This window comes from Kitasatospora sp. NPDC092286 (assembly GCF_044755565.1).
In the GTDB taxonomy this organism is placed as follows: Bacteria; Actinomycetota; Actinomycetes; order Streptomycetales; family Streptomycetaceae; genus Kitasatospora.
In genome coordinates this window covers 60,160-79,060 of the sequence record NZ_JBIVRD010000016.1, presented here as the reverse complement: position 1 = coordinate 79,060, position 18,901 = coordinate 60,160, and the positions used below count along the sequence as shown (strand labels likewise).

The window sequence follows — 18,901 nt, the reverse complement described above, 5'->3', positions numbered from 1 at the left end:
GATCGGCGCGGGAGTTGAGCCATGACCACCAATTCACAGCAGTGGGCGGCTGGTCCGTACCCCGGAAGGGTCAGCACTGCCGACCGGAAGCAGAGCCGGAAGGCGGTCGGTCATGTCGCTTCGTGAGATCGGGCTGAGGCAGCCCGCCCCGGACGCCGACGTGTGCCCAACGTGCCTGCGGCTGGACGACATGGCGCAGGAAGCCCTTCAGGACCCGGAAGGGTGCAATCACTCGGCGCTGACGGACGTACGGGTACTGCGCCGACGCCATGCCGAGTCGGGGAAGTGCCTGAACCCGGACGGTGCCGAATGAGTGACATTCGGGACCGCCCACAGGTTCCCGCCTGCGGCGAGCCGGCCACAGATGCGCGGTTGTGAAATCCCCTCTTACACATGCTGGTTGGGACCGAACAAGAGCTAGGAGAGTCCGCGTGACTTCGATCAGCACGGAACGGATCACCGGCCCGACCCCGAAGGACCCGACGATGGGTTACACCTGGAACGGCCTGCCGGACGAGTTGCGCGCGAGCATCGAAGGGCAGACCGGCACGGTGACTTGCGCCGTACCGCCAACAGCCGGAACCGTGTCCGACTTCGCCGCCACACTGGAGACGACCGGCGGGCAGGTGTTCTGCAAGGCCGTCCGGGACGACAACCCCCTGGCATGGATGCACCGGCGTGAGTCGGTCGTGAACACCGCCCTCCCCCCAGGCATCGCCCCCCGCATGCTGTGGAAGGTCGAGGCCGGCGGATGGCTGGCCCTCGGATTCGAGTGCGTTCCCGGCAGGCACGCAGACCTCTCACCGGGGTCGGCCGACCTGCCGATGGTCGCCCGGACGCTGGAAACGCTCGCCGAGACGCTGACCCCGGCCCCTCCCCTGCGGACGTTCAGCCTGGCCAAGAGGTGGTCCGATCAGGACTTCTGGCACAAGCTCGGCGGCCGGCACCGCGACCGGCTCGACCCGTGGACCATGGAACGGCTGGAGAGGCTGATCCTGGCCGAACGGGAAGCACCCGGTCTGGTCGACGGCAGGACCCTGGTGCACACCGACCTGACCGGCCCCAACCTCCTGGTGGACGGCGACTCCGTACACGTCGTCGACTGGGCGTTCCCCGCCCCCGGCGCCGCCTGGGTCGACACGGCGTACATGGTCATCCGGCTGATCGAGGCCGGACACACGCCCGAGGAAGCCGAGCAATGGGCCGACGGCGTGCCCATGTGGCATGAGGCCTCCCCCTGGGCCGTGACCGCCTTCGGCACGATCCTCACCGGAATGCGGACCCTGCGCGCCGTCGAGGCCCCCGGCCGGCAGTGGGACGCGCTGAGCGGCCACGGGCTTGCCTGGCTGCGCCACCGGCTCAGGTAGCCACCCCGGACCGGCCCCGAGGTCTTCCGGCAAGCAGTCTGCTACTGCGCCCCGGCGGCCCGTCAGGCGCGGCTCGGCGCTGGCGCCGGCTCCGGCTCGGAGAGATCCGCTGCCGCGCGGCGAGGAAGCAGCAGCGGAGTCGCCAGCAGGAGCACGCCGGCCAGGCCGATGGCCGTACGAAGGCCGAGCAGGGCGCCCAGCACGCCCCAGAGGACCGTCAGGAGCGCGGTCGAGGCCTTGGCCGTCACCGCCCAGGCGGACAGCGTGCGGGCGACCCGGTCGGTCGCGGTGCGCTGGAGACGGTAGGTGGCGTGGACGGGGTTGAAGACCCCGCAGCAGAAGATGAGCCCGAGCTCGACGCCCATCACCAGCAGCAGCCCTCCGGTGCCCGGCCCGATGAAGGCCAGGCCGACGGGCCAGATCGCGCGCAGCGTCCCGACCACGACCAGGACCTGGTGCTGCCCGAACCGGGTGACGAGCGGCCGGGCCAGCCGTGAGCCGAGCAGCCCGCCGATCGAGGGCGCGGCGAAGGCCAGGCCGTACTGCCACGGTGCGAAGCCGAGTCGGTCGAGCATCAGGACGGCCAGCAGCGGCTGGGTGGCCATCACCAGGCCGTTGAACAGGGCGGTGTTGAAGAACAGCGGGCGCAGCGTCGCGTCGGCGAGGATGTACCGCCAGCCGTCGAGCAGGTCCCCGGCCCGCATGCGCGCGGCCTCCCGGCGCTCGGGCCGGGGCTCGTGCCCGCCCATCGCGCGGATGCCCAGGGCCGAGAGCAGGTAGCTGGCCGCGTCGGCCACCACCGTCGCCACCGGACCGAGGAGCCCGATCGCGGCGCCGCCCAGTGGTGGTCCGATGATCGTGGTCGTCCAGGCCGTGGACTCGAATCGGGCGTTGGCGACGAGCAGGTCCTCGGCCGGCAGCAGCGTCTTCAGGTAAGCGCCGGAGGCGGCGCGGAAGGCGATGTCGGCCGCCGCGACGACGACCGAGACCAGCAGGAGCTGAAGGAAGGTGAGCGCGCCGAGCGCGAACGCGGCGGGGATCGTCAGCAGCGCCGCGAACCGCACCAGGTCCATCGCGATCAGCACCGGCCGTTTGCGGCGGAACTCCACCCACGGGCCGAGCGGCACCGCCACGGCCGCGCCCGCCGCGGCCCCCACGGAGGAGAGCGCGGCGACCTCGGCCGGTCCGGCGTGCAGCACCTGGATGGCGATCAGCGGGAACGCGCCGAAGGCGAGCCACGTGCCGAGCGCGCTGGTCCCGTACGCTCCCCAGAGCCACCCGAACCGCCGCCCCAGCCGGTGTCCGAGCAGATGTCCCCACAGATGTCCCAGCCGGTGCCCGCTCCTCATGCCTGCCGCCCTCTCGCCACTCACCCGCACAACCGATCCGCGATCGGAAGCATCAAAGCGAGCACCACACCCGGGGATCAAACAACCGCAGGACCGCCTGGCCACAACCAGCGGTTGTACCCATAGGGTGTCAGCATGGACCTCGACACCGTCCGGACCTTCGTCGCCGCCGCCGACGCGGGGCAGTTCCAGGAGGCCGCCGCCGAGCTGGCGGTCACCCAGCAGGCCGTCTCCAAGCGCATCGCCGCGCTGGAGCGCAACCTCGGCGTTCGGCTGTTCACCCGCACCGCGCGCGGCGCCGAACTCACCATCGACGGGCAGGCGTTCCTGCCCCACGCGCGCGAGCTGCTACGCGTCGCCGAGCGCGCGGCCACGTCCGTACGCACCGGCCACCGTCCACTGCGCGTCGACGTGATCGCCTCGCGCAGCGCGCAGTCGGGCCTGATGCGCGGCTTCCACCGCGCGCACCCCGACATCGAGCTCGACGTGGTGATGCTGTTCGACATCGAGACGGCCGTCGCCGCCATCCGGTCCGGTGCGATCGACGCGTCCTTCCGCGCCGTCGCCGCACCCGGCCGGCCCCTTCCCCCGGACATCGAGTCCGTCCGGGTCCTCGACGAACCGCTCCAGCTCCTCACCGGCCCGGCCCACGCGCTGGCGGGCGCCCGGTCGGTGCCCCTCGCCCAGCTCGCCGGGCACCGGATCTGGATGCCCGGCATCGTCCCCGGTACCGAGTGGACCGCCTACTACGACGACCTCGTCGCCGAGTTCGGCCTCACCATCGAGGCGACCGGCCCCAACTTCGGCTCCGACGCACTCCTGGACACCATCGCCGACACCCCGGCCCTGGCCACCTTCATGGGCGAGCACACCCGCCTCATCTGGCCCGCCGACCACGGTCTGCGCCGCATCCCGGTGACCGACCCGACGCCCGTCTACCCCCACTCGCTCCTCTGGCACCGCGACAACCCCCACCCGGCGCTGGCCACCCTCCGCGCCCACCTCGCCGCCGCAGCGGCCGGCCACGACGCCGCCGGGACCTGGACACCGGGCTGGGTGATTCCACGCTGAACGCCGCCGCACCTTCGGGCATCGCGGCCGGCACGACGGTCATCGACACCGGCGGCCGACCAGCGATCTGAACCGCCGCCCGGACCGTCGCGACCGGCTGGGCGAACCGCCCGTCCGGCCACGACGGTTCAGGCCATCCACGGCGGAACGATCCGCTCGGCGGCCTTCGGCGCCAGCTCGCAGGCGTGCTCCGGGGTCACCCGGTCCGGGTTGTAGACGCGGCACGGCGCCGGGGCGACCGCGACGGCGGTGAAGCCGGTGTCGGTGGCCACCCGGCGGGCCAGACCGGCGGGCAGGACGAGGGTGTCGCCGGGACCGACGGTGAGCACGTCACCGGCGAGGTCGACGGTGGCGCCGCCGGTCAGGAAGGTCCAGATCTGCTCGGCGTCGGCGGCGTGCGGCGGGCCCTGGCGGCCCGGGGCCATCTCGACGTGCCACATCGACAGGCCGGTGCCGCCCTGGGTGGGCGAGGCGAAGGTGGTCATCACCCCGTTGGGGGTCTCGGTGCGGCGGGTTTCGGTGCGGCGGACGACAGACATGCGGGTGCCCCCTAAGATGGACAATCGAGTTGTCTATATGGTCAATGAGGTTGTCTATCAATGTCAAGCGAACCCGCTCCCCCGGGCTTCGAGCTGCCACTGCGCCTGCTGCTCGCGTTCCGGATGATCATCGATGAGCTGCACGAGCGGATCGCCCGCGAGGGCCACCCCGACCTGCGGCCGATGCACGGCTTCGTCTTCCAGGCGATCGGCCCGGACGGCACCACCGCCGTCGAACTCGGCCGCCGGCTCGGCGTCTCCAAGCAGGCCGCCGGAAAGACCGTCGAACAGCTCGAACAGCTCGGCTACGTCGAGCGCGGCTCCGACCCCGGCGACGCCCGGCGCAAGGTGGTCCGGCTGACCGCGCGCGGCGTCGACTGCCTGGTCCGTTCGGCGCGGATCTTCGACGAACTGCGCGCCGAGTGGGCCGACATGCTCGGCGAGGAGCAACTGCGCGCCCTGGAGTCCGGTCTGCGCACGCTCGCCCCCGGCAACCCGTTCCGGCTCGACACCCCGCGCTGGTTCGGCGGCCCTTGAGGAAAGACCGGAGTTCACCCGCAAAGGGAAGAACATGAGAGAGATCGACTGTAACACCGGAACGGACCCGGGACGCATGCGAGCAGAGCGCGGTAAGGCGTCGACGTAGACTGTGGAGGTGGATCACATAAACCCATCGCTACCGATCCCGGAACTTCCGCTACGGGAACTTGAGTGCTTTTCCGTCCTGGTCCACCATCTTCATTTCGGCCGCACCGCCGAAACGCTCGGCATTTCCCAGGGGCGGGTCTCCCAGCTGATAAAGCGCCTGGAAAGCCGGGTGGGCACCCCGCTGTTCGAACGCACCAGCCGTCGCGTCGAGCCGACCACCCTGGGGCGGGAATTGGCGGATCAGGTCGTCCCGGCCTTCGACCGGCTTCGCCCGTCGGCAAGTCTCGGGCCCAGCCCCGCGGCAAGCCCCCAGACCACCCCCATCGAAATGCCGAGGACCGTCCGGGCGAAGGCCAGCACCGGGAAACCGGGCGCGACCGCGGTCAGCGCGTTCGCCAGGGACAGCAGAATCATGAAGGCCACGAGCACCCTCTTGCGGTCACGGCGTCCGATGAGCGCCGGCACGAAGGGAGACACGGCCGCGGCGATGAGCCCGGTGATCGTGAGGGAAAGGCCGGTAACACCGTCGGACACGGAAAGCGTGTCCGAGATGGGGGTCAGCAGGCCTACCGGCATCATTTCGGAAGACACCACCGTGAATGTGCTCAGCGCCACGGCGATGACCGGCGACCAGTGGTAATCGACGCCGTCCGCCGTCCCGGATGCCGGAGTTTTCGCATTTCTCATAAAGCCAGCTCACCACCCCTTTCGGGGCGGAACAAGATCGATCTCCTCAACAGGCGATTAGCCCCGCTAATCAATGACGGCAAGCCCTAGAACGACCGCCCCTCCCCGTGGTACGGGTGCTCCGGGCCGCTGCGGTCGGGCCGGTCCCGTTGGTCGGCGCAGAGCGCGGAGCTGAGCCGGGTGAGCAGGTCGGCGAGGTCGGCGTGCTGCTTGTCGTCCCAGTCGCCGAGGAGTTCGCAGAGCTGGGTCCGGCGGGCCGCGACCAGCCGGAGCGCCGTCTCCTCGCCCGGCTCGGTCAGCCGCAGCGGCAGACCGCCGGTGCGGGCCGCCAGGCCCCGGCTCTCCACCTCCCGCACGGCCTCCTCGATCACCGAGATCGGGACGATCCGGCGCTCGGCGAGTTCGGCGGGCTCGACCGAACCCTGGTGGTGCATCTGCAGCAGCAGCCAGCTGGAGGCCGGTCCGAGGTCGAGCCCGGCGGTCGCGGTGATCCGCCGGAACAGGTCGCGCCGGGCCTCCCGGGTGTTCAGCACCGAGAGCGCGCGGGCGATCTCGTCCAGCGAGGACCGCTCCACCGGGTTGACGCCGATCGACTCGCCGAGGTCGGGCGCGGTGACGGTGGAGCGCAGCTTCTGTTCGCGCAGGAAGAGCGAGAGCACGAAGGCGACCAGCGCGACCGGCACCGCGTAGAGGAAGACCCGGGTGATCGACTCGGCGTACGCGTGGTGGACCGCGGCCTGCACGGCCGGCGGCAGGGTACCGACCACGCGGGGATCGGCGGTGACGACAGCGGGGTTGAAGCCGGGCGGCAGCGCCACCCCCGCCAGGGCGTCGGCCAGCCGGCTGCCCAGCCCGCTGGCGAAGATCGTGCCGAAGACGGAGACGCCGAACGACGCCCCGATGGAACGGAAGAAGGTGGCCCCGGCGGTGGCCACCCCGAGGTCCTGGTAGCCGACGGAGTTCTGCACGATCAGCACCAGGACCTGCATCACCAGGCCCAGCCCGAGGCCGAAGACCAGGAAGTAGAAGCTCATCTCGGTGGTGCTGCTGTGCTCGTCCATCCGGGACAGCAGCAGCAGGCCGACGGTGGTGACGGCCGTCCCGGCGATCGGGAAGACCCGGTAGCGGCCGGTGCGGGCGACGATCTGGCCGGCGCCGATCGAGGTGACCAGCATGCCGAGCACCATCGGCAGCATGTGGATGCCGGAGAAGGTCGGCGAGACCTGCATGACCACCTGGAGGAAGGTCGGCAGATAGGTGAGCGCGCCGAACATCGCGAAGCCGACCACGAAGGAGATGACGGCGACCAGGCTGAACGTCCGCGAGCGGAACAGCCGTAGCGGCAGCACCGGCTCGGCGGCCGCCCGCTCGACCGCGACGAAGGCGACCAGCAGGACCACGCCGAGCACGCCCAGCCCGATGATCTGCCAGGAGCGCCAGGGCCAGGTGGTGCCGCCGAGTGAGGTCATCAGGACCAGGCAGGTGGCCACCGAGGCGATCAGCACGGTCCCCAGGTAGTCGATCCGGTGCTTCCGCTTCACCTCCTGCCCGTGCAGCACCGAGGCGATCACCACCAGGGCGACCGCCCCGACCGGCAGGTTGATGTAGAAGACCCAGCGCCAGCTGAGGTTGTCCACGAAGACGCCGCCGAGCAGCGGCCCGAGCACGCTGGTGACGCCGAAGACGGCCCCGAAGAGGCCCTGGTACTTGCCGCGGTCCCGGGGTGAGACCAGGTCGCCGACGATGGCCTGGGAGAGCACCATCAGCCCGCCGCCACCGAGGCCCTGGAGGGCGCGGAAGGCGATCAGCTCGCCCATGCTCTGGGCGATGCCGCAGAGCACCGAGCCCAGCAGGAAGATCACGATCGAGGCCTGGAAGAAGCGCTTCCGGCCGTACATGTCGCCGAGCTTGCCCCAGAGCGGGGTGGCCGCCGTCGAGGCCAGCAGATAGGCGGTGACGACCCAGGAGAGGTGTTCCAGACCTCCGAGGTCGCTGACGATGGTCGGCAGCGCCGTGGAGACGATGGTCTGGTCGAGCGCCGCGAGCAGCATCGCCAGCAGCAGGGCCCCGATCGGGACCCAGAGGTTGGGGGCGGTGACCTCCGGCGGCCCCGGCTGGTGCGCCGGGCCGCGGTCGGACGCCGCGGTCGGATCCGTCATGGCGTCTCCGTAGGGGTCGCGGCCCCCGGCCGGGCCGGGGGCCGTGCGAATGATCACTCCCGGCTCACCATGCTGTCAGAAATGCCCGGATATGCGGCATTCGATTGAGCCGAACGCAAGAACGACGGCCGGTAGCGGGCCCGGCCCCGAGCCCCGTCCCGTTCACCGGCTCCCCAACCGCCACCAACCGGCACAACACCCCCACGGCGGGCCGGACGCCCCTGTCCCCCCTTGGGGACGGTCCTGCATAATCAGGCGCGTACGGGAGTGCCCGGGCGCGTTCGCCAACCCGAGAAACATCCGAGTACCGAGCGAGAACCGAGGAGGGCCGGTCGATGCCGGACCAGCACTGCCCGACGTGCGGCACCGCGCGCTCCGCCGGGTGCAGGTGCCTCCCGGATCTCCCGGATCCGAGCCTCGCCGAGACCGCCGTCCTGCCGCATCTGGAGGGCCCGCCGCTGGTGCGCCCGTACGTGCCGCAGGCGGTCGGCCAGATCGTGGACGGCCCGTCGGCGGGCGCGCCCGCCGATCCGTTCGCCACCACCGTGCTCCCCCCGGTGGCCCCGCCGCCCGGGCCCGACGCGGACGCCTACGCGACGACCGTGCTGCCGCCGGTGATGTCGGTACCCCCGCCGGCCCCGCCCCGGCACCCCCAGCACCCGCAGCACTCCCAGCACCCGCAGGAGCAGCCGGAGCCGGCCGACGACGAGATCGGCTTCTTCCCGTTCGCCCACTCGGCACCCGGCGCACCCGAACCGGCCGGTGGTGGCCGGGCCGCCCGCCGGGCCGCGGAACAGGCCGAACAGGGCCCGCTCGCCCGCCGCAAGGGACTGCTGGTGGCGGCCGGCGCCGGGCTGCTGGCGGTCACCATCGGTCTGGCGTACGCGGTGACGCCCTCCAAGGAGCCGGACCACCAGGCGCGGCCCGCCCCCTCCACCACCCTGGCGCCCGCACCGGTGGACCCGACCACCCCGGCGGACCCGAGCCCGAGCGCTCCGCCGTCCACCACGGAGGCGGAGGCCCCGAGCCCGTCCCCCAGCCGGACGACGGCCAAGGCGAGCCCCACCAAGGCGGCCACCCCGCCCCCGATGGCCCCCACTCCGCCCCCGGCCGCTCCCCCGGCCCCGGCCGACCCGCCCCCCGCCCCGCCGAGCCCGACGACCACCCCGACGCCGACACCGACGACGAGCGCGAGCCCGACGACCACCCCGCAGACCCTCACGTTCGGTATGACGGGCGCGAGTGTGAAGGACATGCAACTGCGGCTGGTGGCCGCCTCCTGCGGCACCGTCGACAAGTCGCTGGCCACCGGCTTCTTCGACTGGTGGACCCGCAATACGGTGCTGAACTTCCAGCAGGCGAACAAGATCAAGGGCGAGAACGGGGAGTACGGCCCCAAGACCCGCGCGGCCTTGGAGCAGAGCCCCCCGAGCTGCTGACCCCGGCGTCAGCCGGTGATCGCCTGGAAGATGCTGAACCCGGCCATCAGCACCATCACACCGGCCGCCACCCGGACGATCATCTTCATCGGCACGTGCTTCAGCAGCTTCTGCCCGCCCACGATCGCGATCCCCGCGACGGCGCAGAGCGCCAGCCAGGCGCCCAGGCCCACGGCCAGCGGATCGGCGTACTTGGCGGCCAGGTTGGCGGTCATGATCTGGGTCAGGTCGCCGAACTCGGCGATCGCGACGACCACGAAGCTGGCCCCGGCGACCTTCCAGAAGCTGTTCGCGGACGGTTCCTTGGCGGCGTGGCCGTCCTCGTCGTCACCGCCGTGGAAGAGCAGCATCGCGGCCCCGGCCAGGAAGAGCGCGCCGGTGACGCCCTCCACCCAGCGGTGCGGCAGCAGGGAGAGCAGGTGCCCGGCGACCAGGGCGATACCGACCTGGAGGGCGAAGGCGGCGGCGATGCCGGCGAAGACGTGACTCGCGCGGTAGCGGGCGCCGAGCATCAGGCTTGCCAGGGCGGTCTTGTCCGGCAGTTCGGCCAGGAAGACGATGCCGAAGGTGATTGCGGCTACGGTCAGGCTCATCGGGGGTCTGGATTCCCTCGGTCGGGCTGCCCGGCCTCGGCGGCTCCGTCGGGGGAGGCTTCGGCCCGACAGCGCTGGTCATGGTTCACAGCACTGCGGCCGAAGGTCTCGCCGGCACCGGAACGGATCGCGGTGCCCCGGGCGCCGGGCCCCTGGGGGCCAGTATGTCGACGGTCCGGTGGAGGGCTACTCCCCTTCAACGCGCCCAAGCCTACCCGATGACGCGGGGCTCCCCCGGGCCCACCAGCCCGCGGGCGACGAGCTCCAGCACCACCACGATCGCCACCGTCTCCACCGCCAGCAGGCCGACCAGGACGAACAGCTGCACCGCGCCCGCCTGGACCGGCGACGCCCCGCCGAGCAGCATGCCGACGAACGCGCCGGGCAGCGTCACCAGGCCGACCGTCCGGGTCTGGTCGAGGGCGGGGACGAGCGAGGTGGCTGCCGCGGTGCGGCAGATCTCCAGCCGGGCGTCGCGCTCCTCGAAGCCCAGGGCGAGCGCCGCCTCCACCTCCCCGTGCCGCTGCCGCAGCTCGTCCAGGGCCCGCCGGCCGGCCAGCGAGGTCGCGCTGAGCCCGCCGCCGATCAGGATGCCGGCCACCGGGATGACGGACAGGCCCTTCGGCGGCAGCAGCCCGACGGCCAACAGCAGCCCGAGGACGGGCAGCACCCCGGCGCCGATCGGGGCGGCCGCCCAGACCCAGTCCGGGCCCGGGGTCATCCGCCGTCCCGCGGTGCGGACGGCGACCGCGAACATCAGCAGGACGAACAGCGCCGACCACCAGAGCGAGGAGACCACCCAGGTGATCACCAGCGCGACGGCGGCCAGCTGCACCACCGCGCGCAGTCCGGCCCGCAGCACCGCGTGCCCGTGCCCGAGCAGGCCCCACCCGGCCACCGCCACGGCGGCGGCCAGCAGCACCGCGGTGACCACCCCGAGCACGGGGGTGACGGGGAGCAGCTGGGACTGCCCGGCCGCCAGAACCGTCATCCGTCAGATCCAGCTGGTGAACCACATCCGGTCCTGCCAGGACGTCATCGGGATCACCTCCGCCGTGTAGAGCGGGTAGAAGAAGGCGAAGCAGGCCACGATGGCCAGCACGATCAGCCCGGCCCCGGCCGCGCCGATCCGGCGCCGCTCGGGCGAGCAGCCCGCCGGACCGACCATGGCTCCGAGCATCTGGGCGACGGCCAGGCAGAGGAACGGCACCAGCACGACCATGTAGAAGGAGAAGACCGTCCGCTCCTGGTACTGGAACCACGGCAGGTAGACGCCGGCGACGCCGCAGAGCACCGCGCCCGAGCGCCAGTCCCGGCGGAAGAACCAGCGCCACAGCAGGTAGACCAGGGCGGCGCAGGCCGTCCACCAGAGCAGCGGGGTGCCGAGGCCGAGGATCTGCGCGGCGCAGCCGCCGGAGGCCGTGCAGCCCTGCTGCCCGTTGGGCACCTGCTCCCAGTACATGGAGACCGGGCGGCCCTGGACCAGCCAGCTGAACGGGTTGGACTGGTAGGTGTGCGGGGTGCTCAGCCCGGTATTGAAGTCGTACATCTGCGAGTGGTAGTGCCAGAGGCTGCGCAGCGGCGCGGGCACCCAGCTCATCGAGACCTGCGGCAGGCCGATGCCGAGGAGGCTGTCCGGGGAGAGCCCGGCCCGGCCGTCCGCCCAGTGCCGGTCGTACCCGCCGCCGGTGGCGAGCCAGCCGCCCCAGGCACCGACGTACACCACCAGGGCGGAGCCGACGGTGGCGAGGAAGGCGGGCAGCGCGTCCCGGCGCAGCATCGAGCGCCAGGGGCGGCGGGCACCGGCCCAGCGGCGGCCGGACTGGTCCCAGAGCACGGTGAGCAGGCCGAAGGCGGCGAGCACCATGATGCCGTTCCACTTGACCGCGCAGGCGGCGCCGAGGGCCACGCCGGCGGCGATCCGCCAGGGGCGCGGGCCGAGGCGGACCAGGTCGCCGTCGGGGTAGGCGGCGGCGAGCCGGGCGCGGGTGCGGTCGCGGTCGATCAGCAGGCTGCCGAAGGCGGCGAGGACGAAGAACATCTGGACGCCGTCCAGCAGGCCGACCCGGCTCATCACCAGCTGGAGGCCGTCCACGGACATCAGCAGGGCGGCGGTGCAGCCGATCAGGGTCGAGCCGAAGAGCCGGCGGCCGATCCGGGCCAGCATCAGCACGGTGACGGTGCCGAGCAGGGCCGTCATGAAGCGCCAGCCGAAGGGGTGAAGCCCGAAGGCGTACTCGCCGATCGCGATCACCCACTTGCCGAGCGGCGGGTGGGCGATGAACTCGGGCGCGGAGGTCAGCGGGACGTGCTGCGGGACGGCCAGGATGTCGGCGTTGGCGCTCTCCGGCCAGGTGCCCTCGTAGCCCTGCTGGAGCAACGACCAGGCGTCCTTGGGGTAGTACGTCTCGTCGAAGACGAAGGAGTCGGGATAGCCGAGGTTCCAGAACCGGAGCAGGCCGGCGAAGACCGCCACACCGATCGGCCCGAGCCAGCCGGCCCGGTCGGCCGCCCAGCGCAGCGGCCCCCGCGGAGCCGGTGCGGGGGCTGCGGGGGCCGGGGGTGCTGCCGGTGGGTGCGTGAGCGCCGCTTGCGTCATAGCCTCGCCGATTTCGCCTGTCTCGCCTGTGCCGGGCCTGGGCCGGGCGTTCAACAGCCACTGACACTATGTGCCGGTGGTCGTGAATCCAAGCGCGACGGGCGCCGACCAGGTGACCCTGGCGGCGCCCGTCGGGCGGTGTCGTCAGGCGGCGGTCTGCAGTTCCCGGACGGGGACGGGGGTGCGGACCACGACCGGGGCGGCGTTGTCCTGGGCCGCGGTGAGGTGCGGGCGCAGCCGGATCGACATGACGACGATCAGCAGGGTGGAGCCGGCCATCGCCGCGAGGTAGAGCGGCCAGGTGCCGGAGCCGACCAGCAGCACGCCGACGGCCGGGCCGACCGCGATCGCGATCTGCTTCACCAGGGCGTACCCGGCGTTGTAGGTGCCGAGCAGCCGGGCCGGGGCGAGCTCGGCGACCATCGGGCCCATGGTGGGGGCGAGCAGCGACTCGCCGACACCGAACAGGGCGTAGATCGAGACGATCGCGACCGTGGCGGCCATGGTCTCGGTCCGGATCAGGCCGGCGACCAGGGCCATCGCCCAGGCGCCGAGCCAGACCACACCGGCCGCGGCCATCGCGGTGGTGCGGCGGCGGCGGGCGGTGATCCGCACCACGAACATCTGCAGCACCACGATGGTGACGGCGTTGGCGCCGATCGCCAGGCCCAGGGTGGAGGGCGCGGTGCCGACGGTGTCGGTGGCGAAGGCCGCGACGCCGGACTCGAACTGGCCGTAGCAGGCGAAGAAGATCAGCCCGGCGAGCACGCAGAGCCGCAGCATCGCCTTGTCGGTGACCAGGGCGCGCAGGCCCTGGGGGCCGTCCGTCCGCTCCTGGACCGACACCGGGGCCGGCGCCGGGATCCGGGCGGAGCCGGTGACCAGGGCCAGGCCGAGGAAGGTCACGGCCTCGATGGTGAACAGCCGGGTCAGGCTGGCCGGGTCGGCGACGTCGACGATCTGGCCGCCGACCAGCGCGCCGATGCCCATGCCCAGGTTGATCAGGGTGAACTGCAGCGCGAACGCGTGCGACCTGGTCGCGGTGGTCGAGCAGCGGACGATCATCGTGGCGAGCGCCGGCTGGCAGGTGGTGACACCCGCGCCGAACAGGAAGGACGAGACCAGCAGGGCCGGGGTGCCGGTGGCGTGACCGAAGGCGAACGCGCCGGTGGCGGCGAGCGTCGCGCCGGCCAGCAGCACCGGGCGCGGGCCGTACCTGTCGATGCCGCGGCCGGTGAACGGGAGCACGGCCAGCGCGGCCAGCGCGAAGACGGTGAACACCATCCCGGCGGCCAGCGAGCCCAGGCCCCGCACCTGGTCCACGTACACGAACATGTACGGCATCGTGAATCCGCTGCCGAACGCGCTGAGCGCGTTGCCGATCTGGACGCGGCGCAGCGGGCCGCCCGCCCCATGACGCCGCTGCCTCTGCTGCTTCACCGTGCCGGTCACCGTGCACACCCCTTCACTAGTTTCGCTGGATACTCTTAAGTCCAGAAGATTTCAGAGCTAAAGTCTTAGCATCCGGAAGAGTGTGGAGTCAAAGGCTTAAGGAGTGCACCGCTTCATGCGACACTGGTCCGCATGACTGCAGAGAAGCCCGCCCCGGCCACCGCCAACGAGCTGGGAGTCGCCGAGCAGGTGGCCGTCTACCAGCGGGAATTCCCCACCGTGGACCCACAGGTGGAGACCATCGTGCAGACCCTCTCGCGGGTCGCCCGGCGGATGGGCGTGGCGTACGGCCGGCAGCTGAATGTGCTCGGGATCACCTCCGCCGAGTGGGAGGTGCTCAAGGCCCTGGTGGTCGCGGGCAGCCCGTACCGGCTCGGCCCGGGCGAGCTGGCCAAGCGGCTCGGACTCACCCCGGCCGCGATGACCCACCGGATCGACCGGATGGTCGCCGAGGACCTGGTCACCCGGGAACGGGACGAGGCCAACCGGGTCCGGGTGATCATCGAGCTGACCGAGAACGGCCGCGACAAGTGGCTGGAGTCGATGCGGATGGCCGCCGGCTTCGAGGAGGAGCTGCTCCAGGACCTCGCCGGGGAGGAGCGCACCGAGCTGTCCGCGCTGCTGGCCCGGATGCTGCGGCGGATCGAGGAGACCCAGCCCGACGCGCTGGGGCGCACCGACGACCTGGCCTGACCCGGCCCGCACACCTGCCCGCACACGCGGAAGTCCGGCCCGCCGGGGGAGCTCCCCCGGCGGGCCGGACTCGTGGTGCGAGGGTCCGTCAGGCCCTCAGATGTACGGGCGGGTCAGCCGCCCGGTGGTACCGGCCTCAGCAGGGGCCGTTGTCGGTCCAGACGCCCCACGCACCGCTGGCGGCCGGGTCGTCGCCCTTGGTCCACCACTTGTTGGTGTAGAAGTGGCCCTTCCAGGACACCTTGGTCGAGGTGGCGTAGGTGGCGGCCGCGTCCCAGCTCGGGGCGCCCGAGCAGCCGGCCGGGGTGGTCGGCGGCGTGGTGGGCGGCGTGGTCGGCGGGGTCGTGGGCGGAGTGGTGGGCGGCGTGGTCGGCGGGGTGGTCGGCGGCGTCGTGGTCGGCGGGGCCGGGCAGGACGCGGACGAGCCGTTGGTGGCCTGGACCATCTTGTCGAACAGCGCGGTCTTGGTGCCCAGGTCGTACAGCGAGAAGGCGAAGGAGCCGCCGAGGCCGTTGCAGTGGGCGTAGTCCACCTTGGCCTGGATCGACTTGGCGTCCTCGCCGGACCAGAAGGTGTTGCCGTCGTAGAAGTACGTGGCCTTCGCCGTGTCGTCCCAGAAGGTCTTGGACGGGTTGTCGACGAAGCCCGTGAGCTCCTTGTACATCTGGATGCCGGGCATGTTGCCGGACATCGCGGCGCCGGTGGCGGGCGCGGCGGCGGGCTGGAACAGGCCGTTCTGGCCGTTGTTCGCGACGCCGGTCCAGCCGCGGTAGTAGAACGGCACACCCATGTTGATCTTGTTGGCGGGGAAGCCGCCGGGGATGCCGTACTCCTTGTCACCGACCGTGTACGCCTTGATGGCGCTGTCGATCGAGTACTTGCCGCTGCCCGGCTTGACGGGGGTGCTCGGGTCGTTCGGACCGGAGTACAGCGGGGCCTGGTGGTTGGTCGGGCCCTTGGCGTCCCAGCCACCGTGCATGTCGTAGGTCATGACATCGAGGAAGGTGAGGTACGGAGCGATCTTGTCCGTCTCGATGTTCATGATCTTGTCCTGGCCGGCGCCGACCGCCGCCGCCGTGGCGTAGGTCCTGCCGTCGGCCTTGCCCTGCGCGTCGAGCTGCGTGCGCAGCTCCTTCAGCAGCAGGGTGAAGTTCTGCTTGTCGGCCGGGCTGGAACCGTTGCCGGTGTGGCCGCCGCCGCCCGGGTACTCCCAGTCGATGTCGATGCCGTCGAAGATGCCGGCCGCCGAGCCCGGGCCGCCGTAGCCGGCGTCGACCGGCAGGTTGCCCTTGATGAACATGTCGATGCAGGACGAGACCAGGTGCTTGCGCGAGGCGTCGGTGGCGGACGCCGCCGAGAAGTACTTGGAGTAGGTCCAGCCACCGATCGAGAGCAGGATCTTGAGGTTGGGGTTCTTCGCCTTCAGCTTCTTCAGCTGGTTGAAGTTGCCCGCGATCGGCTGGCCCCAGGCGTCGCCGACGCCGTCGACCGAGATGTCCGGGCCGAAGCTCTTCTGGTAGTCGGCGAACGCGTCGGCCGCGCCGTCACCCGCGTTCGGGTTGTTGTCGTCCTGGCTGGCGGCCTTGGTCGCCTGGAAACAGCCCAGGTCGGTCGGGCTGATGTTGGCGAACGAGTAGATCAGGTAGTCCAGGTTCCCGGCCACGCCGGTGTCCTGGATCGTCTTGGGGTAGTACGCGTTGCCGTAGATCGACCACTGGTCGAAGTAGGCCACCTTGAGGCCGCCGCTGGTGGCGGGCGCGCCGGTGCTGTTGGTGACGGCGGCGTTGGCCGCGGCGCCACCGCTGAGCGCGAGGCCCGTGCCGAGCAGCAGCGAGGCGGTCGTGCCGGCCGCGAGGGCGGCCAGGCTCTTCGGGCGGCGTCGACGGCCGCCCTGCTGGGCCGGCGCCCCGGCCCTTTCGATACGTGAACGGAGCATGGGTGCGTGACTCCTTGTTGTGGGGGATTCCGCCGCCCTGGCGAACCCGTACGGGGTGGGGCCGTACGACCAGGGCATGACAGAACGGGGGAGGGAATCGAGCGGAAACATGCCTGACGGACACCGGGATATGCCGAACCGGCGCCAGCGGTACGGACCGCTGACGCCGGTTCAGGGGCTCCCTGCACCTGGGGATTAAAATGGACTAGACCAACTCCCCCGTCAAGGGGTGATGTTGACGCTTGAGCCGCCGTTAAGGTTCACCCGCTCCGGCCGCACCGCCGCTGACCTGCGGGTGAGCGGCGGTGCGGGACCGGGTGACGCGGGTCAGTACCGGACGGCGTTGGACACGACCGCCTTGACCGTGCCGGTGAGGTCCCGGTTGCTGCGCGCGGTGGCCTGGGCGCTCTGCCCGGCGGCGACATCCGACACGGTGACCGCCGTCGCGTCCAGCACGTTGCCGGAGGCGTCCGTGAAGTTGATCTGGATGACGTACCGGTTGGCCTGCTGCTCGGGGTTGGTGACGGTGAGCGGCACCTCCGCCTTGCCGTCCGGGGTCGTGGTCACCGCCCCCGCGGCGACGTCCGCCTTGGCGTCCAGGCCGCCCTTGACGCCCGCGATCGCCGAGGAGGCCGCCGCCTCCGCGGAGGCCACGGCCGAGGAGAGCCCGCCGGCCGCGGCGCCGGCCGCCGAGGAGAGCCCACCCGCGGCCGAGCCGACCGCGGAGGCCGCGGCGGAGGCGGCGGCGGAGGCCGCGGCGGAGGCACCCTTCTCCACCGCGGAGGCGATGGCACCGTTCGGCTTGCCGCTGGACGAGCAGCCGGCCAGTGCCGCCGCGCCGAGCACGGCCGCGGCCAGGGCGGCGGCCACGGCCCGGCTCCGGTGCCGGACCGCGGGGGCGGTGACGTCCTGCGCGGTCACCCGCACCGGGGCGGTCGGCCGGCCGGTGGCGGTCGTCCTGGTGGGCGGCTGGCGATCCATGGGGTCCTCGATTCTGCCCGGCGCCGGGCTGCCCGGCACACTCCACGCCCACCCTCCGAGCCCCGGACCGGGTCCGCCAGCAGGGCTGATACGTACGGGTGAGGGCCCGACGGCTTGCTGACATAGCGGTAGAACTATTAATTTTCTGGATTATCGGACTTGTTGATCTCTCCCAGCCCCCCAGGAGCCTCAGCGCATGGGCCAGCACCGCCTCCCGAAAACCCGCAACCGGCAACGCATTTCCGCCCTCACCCTGACCGCCGGGGGTGCCTTACTGCTCTCCGGCACCGTCGCCCACGCGGCGCCCTCCACCCCGGCCCCCGGGGCCAAACCGTCCCTGGAACAGGTACAGCGCGAGGTCGACGCCCTGTACGAGGAGGTGGAGGTCGCCACCGAGCAGCAGAACGGACTCCAGGAGCGCCAGCAGCAGCTGGAGGCCCAGGCCGGCACCTTCCAGCAGCAACTGGCCGACCAGCAGGCGAAGATCAACACCGTGCACGAGTCGCTCGCCACGGTGGCCGGGGAGCAGTACCGCACCGGCGGCATCGACCCCACGGTCAAGCTGATGCTCAGCTCCAGCCCCGAGGACTACCTCGGCCGGGCCGGCCTCCAGGAGGCCGCCACCGCCGACCAGTCCGCCACCCTGGTCCGGCTCCAGGCCGACCAGCGCAAGATCGACCAGCTGCGCACCGAGACCGCCGCCCGGCTCGCCGAACTCGACGGCAACCGGGCCCAGTTGGCGGCCAAGAAGACCGAGGTGCAGGCCAAGCTCGCCAAGGTGCAGGGCATCCTGAACGGCCTCAAGGCGGACGAGCGGGCCAAGGTCCTGCGCGAGAACCAGCAGGCTGCCGCCGCCGCACAGCAGGCCGCCTCCCGCGGCACCAACCGTTCCGACGCCCCGGGCAGCAACGGCGAGGGCGCCTCCGGCACCCCGCAGTCCGCCCCGGCGGCCCCGTCCGCCGGCCGGGCCAAGGACATCCTGGCGTTCGGCTACGCCCAGCTCGGCAAGCCGTACGTCCGGGGTGGCGTCGGCCCGAGCGGCTTCGACTGCTCCGGACTGACCGTCACCGCGTACGCGGCGGCCAATATCAAGATCCCGCGCACCTCACAGGACCAGTACCGGATCGGCACCAAGATCTCCCGGGACCAGCTGCAACCCGGTGACCTGGTGTTCTACTACCCGGACATCCACCACGTGGGCATCTACGCGGGCGACGGCAAGCTGCTGCACGCCCCCCGTACCGGCAAGAACGTCGAGGTCGTCCCGCTCGACAGCATGCCGTACGCGGGCGCGGTCCGGGTCTGACCCGGGCCCCGGCCGGAGCGGGACGTCGGCCGGTCCGACGTACCGCTCCGGCCGGGTGGCCGTACGGAGGCGGGGCCGGTCC

General features: G+C 71.9%; 16 protein-coding genes and 1 pseudogene. 7 read left to right on the top strand and 10 right to left on the bottom strand.

Annotated features, from left to right (window positions below):
* Nucleotides 1–431: 431 nt before the first annotated feature.
* Entirely contained in the window at nt 432–1,367 is a 936-nt protein-coding gene (locus ACIQIB_RS18425; RefSeq protein ID WP_400758996.1) for a phosphotransferase family protein, read from the top strand.
* A gap of 62 nt (nt 1,368–1,429) precedes the next feature.
* Here ACIQIB_RS18425 and ACIQIB_RS18420 read toward each other — a convergent pair whose 3' ends face one another.
* Nucleotides 1,430–2,716, bottom strand: coding sequence for an MFS transporter (locus tag ACIQIB_RS18420; RefSeq protein WP_400758993.1), 1,287 nt, complete (start codon nt 2,714–2,716; stop codon nt 1,430–1,432).
* 135 nt (nt 2,717–2,851) lie between these two features.
* Here ACIQIB_RS18420 and ACIQIB_RS18415 point away from each other — a divergent pair, with 135 nt between their 5' ends.
* Nucleotides 2,852–3,787: a LysR family transcriptional regulator gene (locus ACIQIB_RS18415; RefSeq protein ID WP_363607050.1), complete on the top strand. Its 936-nt coding sequence runs from the start codon at nt 2,852–2,854 to the stop codon at nt 3,785–3,787.
* A 128-nt stretch (nt 3,788–3,915) separates the two neighbouring features.
* Here the strand turns inward: ACIQIB_RS18415 and ACIQIB_RS18410 are convergent, their stop codons facing one another.
* Nucleotides 3,916–4,326: a cupin domain-containing protein gene (locus ACIQIB_RS18410; RefSeq protein WP_400652219.1), complete on the bottom strand. Its 411-nt coding sequence runs from the start codon at nt 4,324–4,326 to the stop codon at nt 3,916–3,918.
* Nucleotides 4,327–4,386: 60 nt separating this feature from the next.
* Here ACIQIB_RS18410 and ACIQIB_RS18405 point away from each other — a divergent pair, with 60 nt between their 5' ends.
* Nucleotides 4,387–4,863 carry a MarR family winged helix-turn-helix transcriptional regulator gene (locus ACIQIB_RS18405; protein ID WP_400652216.1) on the top strand — a complete coding sequence of 159 codons (477 nt, stop codon included), beginning with the start codon at nt 4,387–4,389 and terminating at the stop codon, nt 4,861–4,863.
* 112 nt (nt 4,864–4,975) lie between these two features.
* A pseudogene (locus ACIQIB_RS18400) lies at nt 4,976–5,191 on the top strand (LysR family transcriptional regulator); the annotation flags it as partial.
* Between the two features lie 23 nt (nt 5,192–5,214).
* On the opposite strand, the gene ACIQIB_RS18395 reads toward ACIQIB_RS18400, so the two are convergent.
* Both ACIQIB_RS18395 and ACIQIB_RS18390 read right to left on the bottom strand, forming a co-directional pair.
* Nucleotides 5,215–5,661, bottom strand: coding sequence for an MFS transporter (locus ACIQIB_RS18395; RefSeq protein ID WP_400758991.1), 447 nt, complete (start codon nt 5,659–5,661; stop codon nt 5,215–5,217).
* Nucleotides 5,662–5,747: 86 nt separating this feature from the next.
* Nucleotides 5,748–7,820 carry an MFS transporter gene (locus tag ACIQIB_RS18390; RefSeq protein ID WP_363607056.1) on the bottom strand — a complete coding sequence of 691 codons (2,073 nt, stop codon included), beginning with the start codon at nt 7,818–7,820 and terminating at the stop codon, nt 5,748–5,750.
* A 335-nt stretch (nt 7,821–8,155) separates the two neighbouring features.
* On the opposite strand from ACIQIB_RS18390, the gene ACIQIB_RS18385 reads away from it, so the two are divergent.
* A complete protein-coding gene (locus tag ACIQIB_RS18385; protein WP_400758988.1) occupies nt 8,156–9,259 on the top strand; it encodes a peptidoglycan-binding protein in 1,104 nt (367 codons plus the stop codon).
* Between the two features lie 8 nt (nt 9,260–9,267).
* Here the strand turns inward: ACIQIB_RS18385 and ACIQIB_RS18380 are convergent, their stop codons facing one another.
* The 4 genes from ACIQIB_RS18380 to ACIQIB_RS18365 form a co-directional block, all read right to left on the bottom strand.
* On the bottom strand, nt 9,268–9,852 hold the full coding sequence (locus ACIQIB_RS18380; protein WP_363607060.1) for a TMEM165/GDT1 family protein: 585 nt from the start codon (nt 9,850–9,852) through the stop codon (nt 9,268–9,270).
* A 211-nt stretch (nt 9,853–10,063) separates the two neighbouring features.
* Nucleotides 10,064–10,843 carry an ABC transporter permease gene (locus ACIQIB_RS18375; RefSeq protein WP_363607062.1) on the bottom strand — a complete coding sequence of 260 codons (780 nt, stop codon included), beginning with the start codon at nt 10,841–10,843 and terminating at the stop codon, nt 10,064–10,066.
* 3 nt (nt 10,844–10,846) lie between these two features.
* On the bottom strand, nt 10,847–12,451 hold the full coding sequence (locus ACIQIB_RS18370) for a dolichyl-phosphate-mannose--protein mannosyltransferase (protein WP_400652197.1): 1,605 nt from the start codon (nt 12,449–12,451) through the stop codon (nt 10,847–10,849).
* A gap of 144 nt (nt 12,452–12,595) precedes the next feature.
* Nucleotides 12,596–13,903 (bottom strand): MFS transporter, encoded by a 1,308-nt coding sequence (locus tag ACIQIB_RS18365; protein WP_363607065.1) that lies wholly within the window; start codon nt 13,901–13,903, stop codon nt 12,596–12,598.
* Between the two features lie 132 nt (nt 13,904–14,035).
* On the opposite strand from ACIQIB_RS18365, the gene ACIQIB_RS18360 reads away from it, so the two are divergent.
* Nucleotides 14,036–14,596 (top strand): MarR family transcriptional regulator, encoded by a 561-nt coding sequence (locus ACIQIB_RS18360; protein ID WP_363607067.1) that lies wholly within the window; start codon nt 14,036–14,038, stop codon nt 14,594–14,596.
* 136 nt (nt 14,597–14,732) lie between these two features.
* On the opposite strand, the gene ACIQIB_RS18355 is transcribed toward ACIQIB_RS18360, so the two are convergent.
* Both ACIQIB_RS18355 and ACIQIB_RS18350 read right to left on the bottom strand, forming a co-directional pair.
* Nucleotides 14,733–16,532 carry a glycosyl hydrolase family 18 protein gene (locus ACIQIB_RS18355; RefSeq protein WP_363607068.1) on the bottom strand — a complete coding sequence of 600 codons (1,800 nt, stop codon included), beginning with the start codon at nt 16,530–16,532 and terminating at the stop codon, nt 14,733–14,735.
* 327 nt (nt 16,533–16,859) lie between these two features.
* On the bottom strand, nt 16,860–17,513 hold the full coding sequence (locus tag ACIQIB_RS18350) for a hypothetical protein (protein WP_400758985.1): 654 nt from the start codon (nt 17,511–17,513) through the stop codon (nt 16,860–16,862).
* A gap of 196 nt (nt 17,514–17,709) precedes the next feature.
* Between ACIQIB_RS18350 and ACIQIB_RS18345 the strand changes: the two genes are divergently transcribed.
* Entirely contained in the window at nt 17,710–18,819 is a 1,110-nt protein-coding gene (locus ACIQIB_RS18345) for an NlpC/P60 family protein (protein ID WP_363607071.1), read from the top strand.
* Nucleotides 18,820–18,901 lie beyond the last annotated feature (82 nt).

What these genes read in the sequence shown, in the direction of transcription:
- ACIQIB_RS18420 (WP_400758993.1), bottom strand. Translation starts at nt 2,716, where the DNA reads ATGAGGAGCGGGCACCGGCTGGGACATCTGTGGGGACATCTGCTCGGA.
- ACIQIB_RS18415 (WP_363607050.1), top strand. Translation starts at nt 2,852, where the DNA reads ATGGACCTCGACACCGTCCGGACCTTCGTCGCCGCCGCCGACGCGGGG.
- ACIQIB_RS18410 (WP_400652219.1), bottom strand. Translation starts at nt 4,326, where the DNA reads ATGTCTGTCGTCCGCCGCACCGAAACCCGCCGCACCGAGACCCCCAAC.
- ACIQIB_RS18405 (WP_400652216.1), top strand. Translation starts at nt 4,387, where the DNA reads ATGTCAAGCGAACCCGCTCCCCCGGGCTTCGAGCTGCCACTGCGCCTG.
- ACIQIB_RS18395 (WP_400758991.1), bottom strand. Translation starts at nt 5,661, where the DNA reads ATGAGAAATGCGAAAACTCCGGCATCCGGGACGGCGGACGGCGTCGAT.
- ACIQIB_RS18390 (WP_363607056.1), bottom strand. Translation starts at nt 7,820, where the DNA reads ATGACGGATCCGACCGCGGCGTCCGACCGCGGCCCGGCGCACCAGCCG.
- ACIQIB_RS18385 (WP_400758988.1), top strand. Translation starts at nt 8,156, where the DNA reads ATGCCGGACCAGCACTGCCCGACGTGCGGCACCGCGCGCTCCGCCGGG.
- ACIQIB_RS18380 (WP_363607060.1), bottom strand. Translation starts at nt 9,852, where the DNA reads ATGAGCCTGACCGTAGCCGCAATCACCTTCGGCATCGTCTTCCTGGCC.
- ACIQIB_RS18375 (WP_363607062.1), bottom strand. Translation starts at nt 10,843, where the DNA reads ATGACGGTTCTGGCGGCCGGGCAGTCCCAGCTGCTCCCCGTCACCCCC.
- ACIQIB_RS18370 (WP_400652197.1), bottom strand. Translation starts at nt 12,451, where the DNA reads ATGACGCAAGCGGCGCTCACGCACCCACCGGCAGCACCCCCGGCCCCC.
- ACIQIB_RS18360 (WP_363607067.1), top strand. Translation starts at nt 14,036, where the DNA reads ATGACTGCAGAGAAGCCCGCCCCGGCCACCGCCAACGAGCTGGGAGTC.
- ACIQIB_RS18355 (WP_363607068.1), bottom strand. Translation starts at nt 16,532, where the DNA reads ATGCTCCGTTCACGTATCGAAAGGGCCGGGGCGCCGGCCCAGCAGGGC.
- ACIQIB_RS18350 (WP_400758985.1), bottom strand. Translation starts at nt 17,513, where the DNA reads ATGGATCGCCAGCCGCCCACCAGGACGACCGCCACCGGCCGGCCGACC.
- ACIQIB_RS18345 (WP_363607071.1), top strand. Translation starts at nt 17,710, where the DNA reads ATGGGCCAGCACCGCCTCCCGAAAACCCGCAACCGGCAACGCATTTCC.